Raw genomic sequence first — 12,552 nt, forward strand, 5'->3', positions numbered from 1 at the left:
CCCGGCTCTCTTTTTTATTGCGTCGGCTCTGCAGGCCGATGGCGCGCCTCAGCGCTGGAAGGGGTAGACGGAGCCGAGTTTGAGGATCTGGGTCAGCTCGTCCAGGGCGGTGCGGGTCTCCAGCACCAGGGCCGGGTCGCGCAGATCGTCCAGTGCCAGGCTGTCGCGGTAGTGACGTTCGACCCAGTTGTCCAGACGGGCGAACTGGCCGTCGTTGATGAGGCAGGCCGGGTTGACCGCCGCGAGCTCGGCGTCGTTCATGGCGACCCGCAGTCGCAGGCAGGCGGGGCCTCCGCCGTTGCGCATGCTCTGCTTCACGTCCATGAAATGTACCCCCTTGATGGGGGTGCCCAGGGTCACCAGCTTGGCCAGATAGGCAGAGACCGCCGGATTGTCACGGCACTCGGTGGGGGCGATGATCGCCATCTCGCCGGAGGGCAGGGTCAGGATCTGGGTGTTGAACAGATAGGATTTCACCGCGTCCTGCACCGACACCTCATTGGTCGGCACTTCGATGAAGTGCAGTTCCCCTTCACCGAACTTGGTGCGGACCTCGGCCAGGGCCGCCTCGGTATGGAGGAAGGCCTGCTGGTGGAAGAAGAGCACATTCTGGTTGCCCACCGCGATCACGTCGTTGTGGAATACCCCCTGATCGATCACGTCCGGGTTCTGCTGGATGAAGACGGCGCTCTCTTCCCCGAGCCCGTGCAGACGGGCGATGGCCTGGCTGGCCTCCAGGGTCTGGCGGGCCGGGTAGCGCTTGGGGGCGGGCTGTGAGACGTCGAAGGCGCTGCGGCCATAGACGAACAGCTCGACCCCGGCCTCGCCGTAGGCGCGGCACAGGCGGGTGTGGTTGGCGGCCCCCTCGTCACCGAAGTGATCGTTCTCCGGCAGGTGCTGGTGGTGGCTGAAGTGGCGATCGTTGTTAAACACCGCGCGCAGGATGCGGCCGGTCACTTCGGGCTCCAGGGAGCGGTGGAACTTGTTGGTCAGGTTGGCGGGGGTGAAATGGATGCGGCCATCCTGGGTGTCGGCGCTTGGCGAGACGGTGGCGGCGTTGGCGGTCCACATGCTGGAGGCGGAGTAACAGGCGGCCAGCACGGCGGGGGCCTGTTTTGCGGCCTGGGCCAGGACGCTGGCATCGTTGCCGGTGAAGCCGAGGCGGCGCAGGGTGGCGAGATCCGGCCGTTCCTGTGGCGCCAGCACCCCTTGCGTCATGCCGAGCTCGGTCAGCGCCTTCATCTTGCGCAGCCCCTGCTTGGCGGCCTCCTTCGGATTGGACGCTTCCTTGGCGTTGCTTTGGGACGCCACGTTGCCATAGGAGAGACCGGCATAGTTGTGGGTGGGGCCGACCAGGCCGTCGAAGTTGACCTCGAAGTGCTTCATGACTACATCCTTTCGATTTTTATATGGGGAGCGGTTCCTTCCGCGCACAAAGCTGCGGCGTGCGGCCATTATAAAGAGATTTCATCCTTTGTAACAAGCTGATAACCAAGATGGTTTTTTATGTGACGGGGGTGGCTGGATATGTCATTTCCAATCTAAAAAAGGGGGGGATATAGCATAAAAACAAAAAAGCGGTTGCTTCCCGCGCGTCCCCTTCGCATTAATAAATAAAGAAGCAAGGTGGTTCGGGCTGCATGGCAAATTTGTTCACAAGATTGCTTTTTCCCGTCAAATCTCTTATACAGCCCCACAAAACCGCACGCCAACCCCGTCGGGTGCAATGAGGATAATAGTTACAGCATGGGCAAATCACTGGTCATAGTGGAGTCTCCGGCCAAGGCCAAGACCATCAACAAATATTTGGGCAAGGACTACGTGGTGAAATCCAGCGTCGGTCACGTGCGCGATCTGCCGACCAGCGGCAGCGGCAGCACAGAGCCCAAAAAACCTGTCATTCGCGGCATCAAGCTCAGCGAATCCGAGAAGGCGGCCAAGGATCGCAACGCCCTGTTCTCCAGGATGGGGATCAACCCGACCGCAGGCTGGCAGGCCAACTACCAGATTTTGCCCGGCAAGGAAAAAGTGGTCAGCGAGTTGCAAAGTCTGGCCGCCAAGGCCGACACCATCTATCTCGCAACCGACTTGGATAGAGAAGGGGAGGCAATCGCCTGGCATCTGCGGGAGATCATCGGCGGCGACGACAGCCGCTACAAGCGGGTGGTGTTCAACGAGATCACCAAGACCGCGATCCAGGAGGCGTTTGCCCAGCCGTCCGAGCTGAACATCCATCGCGTCAACGCCCAGCAGGCCCGTCGTTTCCTCGACCGCGTCGTGGGCTACATGGTCTCCCCGCTCTTGTGGAAGAAGCTGGCCCGCGGTCTCTCCGCCGGTCGGGTGCAATCCGTCGCGGTGCGCCTCATCGTCGATAAAGAGCGCGAGATCAAGGCCTTCGTGCCGGTGGAGTTCTGGGATCTCAACGCTGATCTGCTGACCGGTGACAAGGCCGACCTGCGGATGGAAGTGGTCAGCCGCAACGGCGTCGACTTCAAGCCGGTGACCCAGGCCGAGACCTTCGCCGCCGTGGCTGCCCTCGAAGGGGTCGACTACAAGGTGGTGAACCGGGAAGACAAGCCGACCGGCTCCAAGCCGTCCGCCCCCTTCATCACCTCCACCCTGCAGCAGGCGGCCTCCACCCGGCTGAGCTTCGGGGTCAAGAAGACCATGATGATGGCCCAGCGCCTCTATGAAGCGGGTTACATCACTTACATGCGTACCGACTCCACCAACCTCAGCAAAGAGGCGGTCGAGGCGGTGCGGGAATATATCGGCGAGCAGTATGGCGCCGCCTATCTGCCGAGCGATCCGAATCTCTATGGTTCCAAGGCCGGCGCCCAGGAGGCCCACGAGGCGATCCGTCCCTCCAGCGTGCAGGTGACTGCCGAGATGCTGGAAGGGATGGAGCCGGACGCCATGCGGCTCTATGACCTCATCTGGCGCCAGTTTGTGGCCTGTCAGATGACCCCGGCCCAGTACGACTCCTCCACCCTGACCGTCAAGGCCGGTGAGTTCGAGCTCAAGGCCCGTGGTCGCACCCTGCGCTTCGCTGGCTGGACCAAGGCCCTGCCACCCATGGGTCGCAAGGGGGACGACAGCCAGCTGCCGGCGGTGACCGTCGGCGAGATCCTGAAGCTGGTCAAGCTGGATCCCCGTCAGCACTTCACCAAGCCGCCCGCCCGCTTCACCGAAGCGGCCCTGGTGCGCGAGCTGGAAAAACGCGGTATCGGCCGCCCGTCCACCTACGCCTCCATCATCTCCACCATCGTCGATCGCGGCTATGTGCGGGTCGAGAGTCGCCGCTTCTTCGCCGAGAAGATGGGTGAGATCGTCACCGACCGCCTGGTGGAGAACTTCGTCGAGCTGATGAACTACGAGTTCACCGCCAAGATGGAAGACAAGCTCGATGGCATCGCCGAAGGCAGCCTGGAGTGGAAGAAGGTGCTGGACGCCTTCTACGCCGAGTTTACCCAGGAGCTGGAGCAGGCCGACAAGCCGGCGGAAGAGGGGGGCATGCGAGCCAACCAGATGGTGCTGACCGACATCGACTGCCCGGATTGCGGCCGCAAGATGGGCATTCGTACTGCCACCACAGGCGTCTTCCTCGGCTGCTCCGGCTATGCCCTGCCGCCGAAGGAGCGCTGCAAGAAGACCATCAACCTGGTCAGTGCCGACGAGTTCGTCTCCGCCACCGACGGGGACGAAGCCGAGACCGAGGCGCTGCGCGCCAAGCACCGCTGCGGCGTCTGCGGCACCGCCATGGATGCCTACATCATCGATGACAGCCGCAAGCTGCACGTCTGTGGTCGCAACCCGGACTGCGACGGTTACGAAATCGAGCAGGGCCAGTTCAAGCTCAAGGGCTATGAAGGGCCGAGCATCGAATGCGATCGCTGCGGCTCCGAGATGCAGCTCAAGAACGGCCGCTTCGGCAAGTACATGGGTTGCACCAACGAGACCTGCAAGAACACCCGCAAGATCCTGAAAAACGGTGACATCGCGCCGCCGAAGGAAGATCCGGTGCCGTTGCCGGAGCTCAAGTGCACCCAGTCCGACGCCCACTTCGTGTTGCGTGACGGGGCGGCGGGTCTGTTCCTAGCCGCCAGCAACTTCCCGAAATCCCGTGAGACTCGTGCGCCTCTGGTGGAGGAGCTCAAGCGCTTCCGCGATCGGTTGTCGCCCAAGCATCAGTACCTGGCCGACGCCCCGGCGTCAGATCCTGACGGTAACGCATCCGTGGTGCGCTTCAGCCGCAAGAGCAAGGAGCAGTACGTGATGACGGAGGTGAACGGCAAGGCAACGGGCTGGACCGCCCATTACGACAATGGAAAATGGCAGGAGAGCCTGCCCAAGGCGAAGAAAGCCTGATCCGCTACCGCTCATACCATGATGAAAGAGGCCCCTTGCGAGGGGCCTTTTTATTGGGAGATGGCGGTATACTGAGAGGGCTGCATGGATGGCAGCACAAGACAGGGAGGTTGTCATGGAGATACATGAAATCCGGCCAGGCATGACCTGCCTGACACGGGAAGGAACGGCCTATGTGCTGGAAGTGGACAGGCAGAGTCTGCTGGTATTGCTGCAGCGGGAAGATGAAACCATCCCGGTGCAGGTACGTTGCGACGACATCCTGGGCCCCCTTGCCAGCGATTAGCGAAATCGCCCAGAAAGGGACTAGAACGGGATCAGAAAGAGCAGCTCGGCGAGGTCGGGCTGCCACTGCCACTCCCCCATCCTGACCCGCCCGCCAATCACGGGCACCCCCTCTTCCTGCAATCTTCCTACCTGTTCATCAAACCCCACCGAGCCCTTGGGCAAGGAGATGGCACCCCCTGCGCCCAGCACGCGATGCCAGGGCAGCGTCTTGTCCGTCTCCCGCAACACTTTTCCCACCAGCCGCGCCCGCCCGGGCAGGCCCGCGAGATCGGCGACCTGACCATAGCTCACCACGCGGCCGGCCGGGATCAGGGCCAGGATAGCCTCGATGCGCGCCACCTTGTTCAAGGGGGAAGGGGGAGGGGTCATCATCATGGTGTGTTACTCGGCGTGAAACAAAAGCGCCACCATTGTGGCGCTTCCGTGGTCTGGGGGGCAACAGGGGATCCGGCTCAGCCGAAGGTCTGGCTCAGCCCCCTGAGCTCGCTGGCGCGTTTGAGCAGCTCCTGGCTGGAGTTGTCCACCGCCTGGATCTTCTGGCTGTTGGCGCGGGAGTACTGGGAGATCTGGTGGATGTTGCGGCTGATCTCCTCCACCACTGCCTGCTGCTGTTCGGCCGCGGCGGCTATCTGGGTGGAGAACTCGGTCACCTGATCTATCTCCCCCAGCACCAGATGCAGGTTGCCGGAGCCCTGGCGCGTCATCAGGGCGCACTCGCGGGTCTGGGCCAGGTTGTCCTGCATCATCCCCTGCCAGCGTCCCAGGGTCTGCTGGATCTGGCGGATGCTGCCCTGGATCTGTTCGGTCGCCTTGTGGGTGCGGGTGGAGAGGGTGCGCACCTCGTCCGCCACCACCGCAAAGCCGCGTCCCTGCTCACCGGCCCGCGCCGCCTCGATGGCGGCGTTGAGGGCCAGCAGGTTGGTCTGCTCGGCGATGCCCTGGATCTCGCCCATGACGCTGCCGATCCGCTCGGATTCGTTCGCCAGCTCGACGGCGGAGTGGAAGGCATGCTCCGCCTGCCTGGCCAGCAGCTCCATCTGCTGCTCGGTCTGATCCAGCTGCTGCACCGTGTGCTGGCAACTGCTGCGTGCCTCTGTCACCTGGCTGTTGGTGTCCAGGATGTTGCGCGCTATCTCGTGGGCCGTGCTGGCCATCTGGGTCATGGCGGCGGCCATCTGCTGGGTCTGGGCGTCCTGCTCGTTGATGTCGAGGAAGGCTTGATGGGAAGAGTCCTGCAGGTCGGTCGCCAGGGTCTGCAGGGGATGGGTGGCGTCGTTGACCCGACCCAGCACGGTACGAATGCGGGCCTGCAGCATCTTGAGATGGAAATCGGCGATGGCGCCGGGGGCATCCCCCGAGTAGACCAGCCGGGTCAGGCTGTCATATTGCTGGCCGAGCCGCTTGAGGTAGCGTGGCAGCGAGATGAGCTCGCGCCAGTAAGTGCCGGCGACGGCCAGCAGGGGCAGCAGCATCAGCAGCACGGTCAGGGCACCCTGGGAGAAGGCCGCCCAGCCAAAGAGCACCAGCATCAGCAGGCCGAGCAGCAGGGGTCTGGCACTGTGCAGGGAGGGCAGCTTGCTGGCGCCGCCCTGTTCGGCCTTGAGCAGGGCCTGATAGGCCTGGGCTGCGACCAGCTTGAGCTGGGGCTCCGGCTTGCAGCGCACCGACTGGTAGCCGCTTATCTTGCCGTTCTCGTAGATGGGGGTCACATAGGCGTCGACCCAGTAATAGCGGCCATCCTTGCAGCGGTTCTTGACCATGCCGCGCCAGGGGTTGCCCTCCTTGAGGCGATCCCAGAGGTCGGCGAAGGCGGCCTTGGGCATGTCGGGGTGACGCACCAGGTTGTGGTTGTGTCCGACCAGTTCATCGACCTGGTAGCCGGCGATGCGGCAGAAGGCAGGGTTGGCGTAGGTGATGACGCCGCGCAGATCCGTGGTGGAGACGAGTTGCACGTCGGCGGGGAACTCAACTTCACTGTCCTGGATCTGGACGTGTTTGCGGGCCATAAGGGTAAGCTCCGAGGCGTTGCTGGTTGTTATTGTGGTTGAGCCGGATGCAGGCCCGGGCGCAGTGCGTCTTGCCCGGCCTCATCGGGGGCCTTATTTTGCCAACAAAGGCAGAGTAAAAGTAGGGGCCAGGTTGGATTTCTGTTGTTTAGTGGTAAAAAAATGGCGACCAAAAGGTCGCCAAAAAGAGAAAGACAACACTACCTCTGTGGCACCCGGTAACGCACCTGTAACTGATCGAGGATCTGCAGCTGGCCGGGCAGGCGGGCGGCGAAGTGATCCCAGGCCTTGCGGGCGGGGTCGCTCCACGCCACCTCGGCCGTGGCGAGCATGCGCGGGAACAACATGTAGTCGAGACGATCGCGAGAGGTGACCAGTTCCGACCACAAGGGGCTCAGCACCCCCAGGATGTTATCGTTGGCATGGAAATCGACCGGTGCAGGATCACATCGGTAGACCTGCTCCAGATTGAGGGTCCCCGCCCAGTAGAGCCCGGGTTCATGGATGTCCGGGCTCCAGGCGAGATCCAGATAGAGAGACTGGGCCGGGGCCATCACCACGGGGTAACCCGCGGAGGCGGCATCCAGCCCCGCCTGGAAGCTGGTCCAGGCGAAGATGGTGGCGTCCCGGCTCACCTTGTCCCCGTGCAGTATCTCCTCCCACCCCAGCATCTGCTTGCCCCTGGCCGCGAGGTATTGCTGGCAGTGGCGCAGCAGGTGGCCCTGCAGCTCCCGGCAATCGGAGTAGCCCTGCTCTGCCATCAACTGCTGGCAGGCGGGGCTGTCGGTCCAGACCCCGGTCGGCACCTCGTCCCCCCCCATGTGCACCTGAGTGCCGGGGAAGAGTGTGCACACCTCGTCGATCACCGCCTCCAGGAAGCGATAGGTGCCGGGCAGGGCCGGGTTGAGCACGTTGTCGTCAAAATATTGCACCGAGAGGTAGCGGGAGCTGTCCGCCTCTTCTCGCAGCAGTTCTGGCAGCGCCTTGATGGCCGCGTGGCAGTGACCCGGGATGTCTATCTCCGGGATGATGGTGATGCCGAGCCCGGCGCCGTAGGCCACCAGTTCGCGCACCTCGCTCTGGGTGTAGTAACCGCCATAGGGTTCGGGGCCGCCGCTGAGCTGAGGATCCACCGCCAGGCCATGTCCCCGCCAAGCCGCCACCTCGGTCAGCTGGGGGAAGGCCTTGATCTCGAGGCGCCAACCCTCGTCATCGGTCAGGTGCCAGTGGAAGCGGTTGAACTTGTAGAGGCTCATCTGCTTGAGCAGGCGCTTGAGGGTGGCGATGGAGTGGAAGTGGCGGGCGCAGTCGAGAAAGATGCCGCGAAAACCGAAGCGCGGTGCATCCTCCACTTCGAGGCAGGGCAGGCTCTCCCCGTGTTGCAGGGCCCACTGTGCCAGGGTCACCAGACCATGGCGCCAGCCCGCCTCCCCGGCGGCCCGGATGCGGATCTCCTCCGGCGTGATGGTGAGTTCATAGCCCTCGGGGGTAAGCGGCGCCTCGACCAGGTGGATCTCGGCGTCGTGATCCTGTGTCAGGGCGAGCCCCGTCAGCTCGTTGAAATGGGCCAGCAGGGGAGCGAGGGAGACTGGGCCGCTGACATGGGCTCGCTCGGCCAGGCGGAAGTTGCCTTCCGGCAGTCTCAGGTGCACCGGCTGGGGCACTATGCCGTTGGCGGGCTCCACCTCGGGCAGATCGGGGGTCACGGCGGGGCTCGGCGGCAGGCCGAGATCCTGGCCCGTCTGCACCACGGGTTGCAGCTGGGCTTGGGCGCCTTCGTCCGTCAGGCTGAGGAAGAAGCCCTGGGGCAGATCGGAGTAGCGTTTGATTGGGGTGTTGCGGCAGCAAAAACGCAGCTCGCTGACCCCCTCATTGGGTACCAGTACCTTGTAGCTACCGCTCTGGCGCGCCAGAGCTCCCCCTTCCACCGACTGGGGATCTATGTGGCGAGCCAGGCAGAAGTGCAGCTTCCAGGGGCTTGCCGGGAGCTGGCTCAGGGTGAAGCGGAACCAGACGTCTTCACCGTCGCGACGGTCGATCTGGGTATGGATCAGGGGTGCAGACATGGGTATTCCTCTGATGGGGTGAACAAGATGGGGTCCTCTCCCGCAGGTGGCTCGGCGTGGACTGTGCTCAGGGATGCAGGCATGGGTAGGCCTCTGACTGGGCAAACGGGGTTGTGCCCTTTCCAGCGCATCGTTCACACCCGACAGGGCTCAAGGATGCAGACATGGGTAGGCCTCCGATTGGGCAAACAGGATGGCACCTTCCAGCGCATCGGCTTGCGGGGGAACCAGGTTGAGGTGCCCCAGGCGAGGGGCCAGGCGCATGCCGACGCCGCCCAGCAGGGCGATGCGGTCGGCTCCCAGCAGCCCCATGCCCTCCAGCAGGGTCTGCAACTGGGCACAGGTTTCATCCAGCAGCTGGTTGGCGAGCTCATCCCCGTCGCTGGCGGCGTCGAACACCCAGGGGGCGAAGCGGCCATAGTCGGCGGGAATGGCGCGGGCGGCCCAGCGCACCACCTCGGCCTGATCCCGCTTGAAGTGATCGAGCAGGCGCACGGCGAGCAGGCTGGGGGGCAGTATGCCGTCGTGGCAGAGCAGGGATTGCTGGATGGCGCGCAGCCCGAGCCAGGCGCCGCTGCCGAGATCCGAGATGGGGAAGCCGCGCCCTGAGCAGGTATGAAGCCGGCCATGGCGGTAGATGAGCCCGGCGGATCCTGTGCCGGCGATGAGGATGGCCCCCTCGCGGCCGCCAAAGGCGCCGAGGCAGGCGCCGAAGGCGTCGGAGGTGAGCCTGACGCTCGCAAAGGGGAAGGGCATCTTAAGCAGGGCGTGGTAGCAGTCGGCCAGCTCGGCGGAGGCGAGCGCCAGCCCCACCCCCATCTGCTGTTCGCACTCGATGCCAAGCCCGGCGGCCAGCCGGGCGCTGGCGATGGCCGCCAGCACGTTGGCGTGGGCGAGGGGGATGCCGAGCTCCAGATTGGAGCCTGCGGCGCGTCCCTCTCCCAGCACTCTGCCCCCCTTGTCCCGAATGCGAGCGCGGGTGTGCGTTCCCCCGCCATCGACCCCGACCCAGTACTCAATCATGACGGGCCTCCGGCGCACTCTGCCAGCTGATGGCCAGGGCGAACCAGGCGCCGTGTGGGATCCACTGCTCCCCCCAGCGCCAGTTTTGATCCAGCCTCTCCTTGTACTCTTCGGGGATGAAAGCCACCTCAGCCTCGTCATCGAACCCGGCTGTGATGCCGTTGCAGATCCCCCCGGGTGCATTGGGATAACCGGCGGTGTAGCTCGGGTTGTTGATGCCGTGCCCCGCCAGCATGCAGGCGTTGAAGGGGTTTTGCCCGAGGATCCAGTCGAGCTGGCGCTGGCCGAACGTCGTCAGGAGCTGGCTCTGCTGGGGGAAGTGGCGGGCCGCGGCGAAGGCCATGGCGGCGAGGGACGCCAGCCGGGCGTTCTCGCCCTGCCACCAGTAACCGGACTCGTTGTGGTGGGGCATAAAGAAGCTGATGCGGGGGGCTTCGTCGACGCCCTTCACATATTGGCGGGCAAGGGCGAAGGGGTTGCCTGCCCGGGCGGCGAGGGCCAGCTCGGCGGCCAGCGCCTGCTGCACCACGGCGCTCACCCGGGCGCGGCGCTCCTGATCCGGCTCGACTCCCAGGTATTCCAGCAGGGCCAGCACCGGCAGACCCGCCTCGGCGGCGTGGTAGTAGGGGCGCGAGCCGTCGTCGTTGGCACTCCAGTAGTGGCCGAGCTCGGGGTGGGAGCGCTGGCGGGCGCAGAGCCTGTCAGCCCGGTCCCTTGCCTCCCCGAGCCAGTCGCGGCCAAGGGTCCGGGTCAGTTCCACCGCCGCCAGCAGGGCGCAGTAGTCGTCGATGATGTTCTCGCAACCATCGTCCAGGTAGGCGAGGTTGTGTTCGCGCAGGTGCAGGTAGCTGCGCCTGGCCGCCCCGGCATAGTGGCTGGTATCAAAGTCGCCGCCGGTCTGCTCGCGGGCGGCGCGGGCCAGGGCGGCGATGGCCATGCCACCTCCCTGGCGAAAGCCTGCTTGCCAGTGGTCGGATTTGAGCCCCTGTTGGGTGGCGTAGGCGCACAGCTCGCGCTGCTCGGGATCCTTGCTCCACTTGTCGAACAGTGTCATGTAGAAGAAGCCGCTCTCATCTTGCATCCGGCAGAGAAAATCCGCCCCGTGCAGCCCCTCGTCACTGAGCCGCTTGCAGAGATTCAGCCCGTCGATGTCGTGGCGCGTCGCCAGTAGCGCCCGGCTCTTGAGCAGGCTCCACACCACCAGGGGGGTCTGCTGGGGATTGAGGTAGTTGGCGTAGGAGAGGTGGCTCAGGTACTTGCTCATGTCGCCGCTGGCATCGAACCAGCCGCCGTGCACATCCTTGTGCTGGTTGGTGCCAAACAGGCGGGCACGGCGGTCGGCTCTATCGAAGGTGCCGCTGGCGCGCTGGCCCTTGAAGTAGTGAATGACATCGGAGAGGCAGCGGCCGGTCAGCAGATCCTGGCCTATGGCGAAGCGGGTGGAGCGGACTATGCCTTGGGCTGTTATCGCCTCCAGCCGGTAGTGGCCGGGCTCCTTGAATGCGGAGAAGTCGGCGCGCCAATAAGCTCGCCCCTGCCAGCCGGGCACCTGGCCTGCGGCCTGGAGAGGCACCTCCAGCAGGAGGCGGTCATCATGCAGGCGGCGCAGTCGCACCAGACCGCTAATCTCCACATCGGCGGCGGTCTGCAGCAGGGCAATCTTGTGCCCGTCACACTCGTAACCCACCTGATTGATCAAGAGTTCCATCCAGCTTTACTCCCTGGTCTGGGGCAATGAAGGGGTCTCGCGAGGAGGCCCGGGTGAAGGTGTTGCGGGCCGGGAAGGCCGCCCCCGGCGAGGGGCTGGCTTATTCGTGCAGGTAGCAGCGCACGAAGTGGTTGTCGGCAAGCCGGGTCACGGGGGGCAGGCTCTCCTTGCAGCGCGCCATGGCCTGATGGCAGCGACCGGCGAAGGGGCAGCCATGGGACTCCGGGGTCCAGAGCGGTATCTCCCCCTTGCGGCCCCCCTCCAGCTCGGCGTGTATGCTCTTCTCGGGGTCGGGCACCGCCGAGATGAGTAACTGGGTGTAGGGGTGCTGGGGGTGGTGCAGTATCTCGTCCACTTCCCCCCACTCCACCATGTGACCCACATACATCACCGCCAGATCTTCGGCCACGTAGCGGGCGGTGGCGATGTCGTGGGTGATGTAGAGCATGGAGACGCCGAGTTCGTTCTTCATCTGCTCCATCAGGTTGAGGATGCCGATACGAATGGAGACGTCGAGCATGGAGGTGGGCTCGTCCGCCAGCACCACTTCCGCCTCCACCGCCAGGTTGCGGGCGATGTTGACCCGCTGGCGCTGGCCGCCGGAGAGCTGGTGGGGATATTTGGCCGCCGTCGCCTTGGCGGGGGTCAGGCCGACCTTCTCCAGCAGGGCGTAGACCATGTCAGGCAGATCTTTCTTGTCGAGCACCTTGCTGTGCAGCAGCAGGGGACGGGCGATGTGGTGGTAGATGGTGTGGGTCGGGTTGAGCGAACCGAACGGGTCTTGCCACACCATCTGTACACTCTGACGATAGTCCAGCAGGGCGGTGCCCTTGTTGAACTCCTCCAGATCCCGGCCCCGGTAGAGAATGCGGCCGTTGGAGAGCTTGTACATCTTGGCGATGATCTTGGCGATGGTGCTCTTGCCGGAGCCCGATTCCCCCACCACCGCCAGGGCGCGGCCCCGGTGCAGGTTGAAGGTGATGTCGGAGAGGGCCCGCATCTTGCCGCTCTTGATGGCATTGGAGTTGACGGCGAAGTCCTTGTAGAGATGCTGGACCTCGATGATGGGCGCGTTGGTTTGGGCGATTTGCAT

9 protein-coding genes are annotated in these 12,552 nt (G+C 64.4%); 2 read left to right on the forward strand and 7 right to left on the reverse strand.

Going from position 1 to position 12,552, the window contains the following annotated elements:
* Positions 1-48: 48 nt before the first annotated feature.
* Complete coding sequence (gene astB, locus PG898_RS15665; protein WP_226171969.1) at positions 49-1,386, reverse strand: N-succinylarginine dihydrolase; 1,338 nt, start codon at positions 1,384-1,386, stop codon at positions 49-51.
* A gap of 360 nt (positions 1,387-1,746) precedes the next feature.
* Here astB and topA point away from each other — a divergent pair, with 360 nt between their 5' ends.
* A complete protein-coding gene (gene topA / locus PG898_RS15670) occupies positions 1,747-4,368 on the forward strand; it encodes a type I DNA topoisomerase (protein WP_171273422.1) in 2,622 nt (873 codons plus the stop codon).
* Between the two features lie 115 nt (positions 4,369-4,483).
* Positions 4,484-4,654: a hypothetical protein gene (locus tag PG898_RS15675; RefSeq protein ID WP_162852227.1), complete on the forward strand. Its 171-nt coding sequence runs from the start codon at positions 4,484-4,486 to the stop codon at positions 4,652-4,654.
* A 20-nt stretch (positions 4,655-4,674) separates the two neighbouring features.
* Here the strand turns inward: PG898_RS15675 and PG898_RS15680 are convergent, their stop codons facing one another.
* The 6 genes from PG898_RS15680 to PG898_RS15705 form a co-directional block, all read right to left on the reverse strand.
* Entirely contained in the window at positions 4,675-5,031 is a 357-nt protein-coding gene (locus tag PG898_RS15680) for an MGMT family protein (RefSeq protein WP_270824575.1), read from the reverse strand.
* Between the two features lie 77 nt (positions 5,032-5,108).
* The gene (locus tag PG898_RS15685; protein WP_270824576.1) at positions 5,109-6,662 is read right to left on the reverse strand and encodes a methyl-accepting chemotaxis protein; all 1,554 of its coding nucleotides are present in this window, start codon (positions 6,660-6,662) and stop codon (positions 5,109-5,111) included.
* 200 nt (positions 6,663-6,862) lie between these two features.
* On the reverse strand, positions 6,863-8,728 hold the full coding sequence (locus tag PG898_RS15690; protein WP_270824577.1) for a beta-N-acetylhexosaminidase: 1,866 nt from the start codon (positions 8,726-8,728) through the stop codon (positions 6,863-6,865).
* Between the two features lie 150 nt (positions 8,729-8,878).
* Positions 8,879-9,751, reverse strand: coding sequence for a BadF/BadG/BcrA/BcrD ATPase family protein (locus tag PG898_RS15695; protein ID WP_182788189.1), 873 nt, complete (start codon positions 9,749-9,751; stop codon positions 8,879-8,881).
* On the reverse strand, positions 9,744-11,459 hold the full coding sequence (locus PG898_RS15700) for a glycoside hydrolase family 9 protein (protein WP_270824578.1): 1,716 nt from the start codon (positions 11,457-11,459) through the stop codon (positions 9,744-9,746). Before PG898_RS15700 ends, PG898_RS15695 begins: the two co-directional genes overlap by 8 nt.
* A gap of 100 nt (positions 11,460-11,559) precedes the next feature.
* Positions 11,560-12,552 (reverse strand): ABC transporter ATP-binding protein, encoded by a 993-nt coding sequence (locus tag PG898_RS15705; RefSeq protein WP_268424693.1) that lies wholly within the window; start codon positions 12,550-12,552, stop codon positions 11,560-11,562.

The sequence above is a fragment of the Aeromonas sp. QDB31 genome, assembly GCF_027707605.1.
In the GTDB taxonomy this organism is placed as follows: Bacteria; Pseudomonadota; Gammaproteobacteria; order Enterobacterales; family Aeromonadaceae; genus Aeromonas; species Aeromonas media.

What these genes read in the sequence shown, in the direction of transcription:
- astB (WP_226171969.1), bottom strand. Translation starts at nt 1,386, where the DNA reads ATGAAGCACTTCGAGGTCAACTTCGACGGCCTGGTCGGCCCCACCCAC.
- topA (WP_171273422.1), top strand. Translation starts at nt 1,747, where the DNA reads ATGGGCAAATCACTGGTCATAGTGGAGTCTCCGGCCAAGGCCAAGACC.
- PG898_RS15675 (WP_162852227.1), top strand. Translation starts at nt 4,484, where the DNA reads ATGGAGATACATGAAATCCGGCCAGGCATGACCTGCCTGACACGGGAA.
- PG898_RS15680 (WP_270824575.1), bottom strand. Translation starts at nt 5,031, where the DNA reads ATGATGATGACCCCTCCCCCTTCCCCCTTGAACAAGGTGGCGCGCATC.
- PG898_RS15685 (WP_270824576.1), bottom strand. Translation starts at nt 6,662, where the DNA reads ATGGCCCGCAAACACGTCCAGATCCAGGACAGTGAAGTTGAGTTCCCC.
- PG898_RS15690 (WP_270824577.1), bottom strand. Translation starts at nt 8,728, where the DNA reads ATGTCTGCACCCCTGATCCATACCCAGATCGACCGTCGCGACGGTGAA.
- PG898_RS15695 (WP_182788189.1), bottom strand. Translation starts at nt 9,751, where the DNA reads ATGATTGAGTACTGGGTCGGGGTCGATGGCGGGGGAACGCACACCCGC.
- PG898_RS15700 (WP_270824578.1), bottom strand. Translation starts at nt 11,459, where the DNA reads ATGGAACTCTTGATCAATCAGGTGGGTTACGAGTGTGACGGGCACAAG.
- PG898_RS15705 (WP_268424693.1), bottom strand. Translation starts at nt 12,552, where the DNA reads ATGCAAATCGCCCAAACCAACGCGCCCATCATCGAGGTCCAGCATCTC.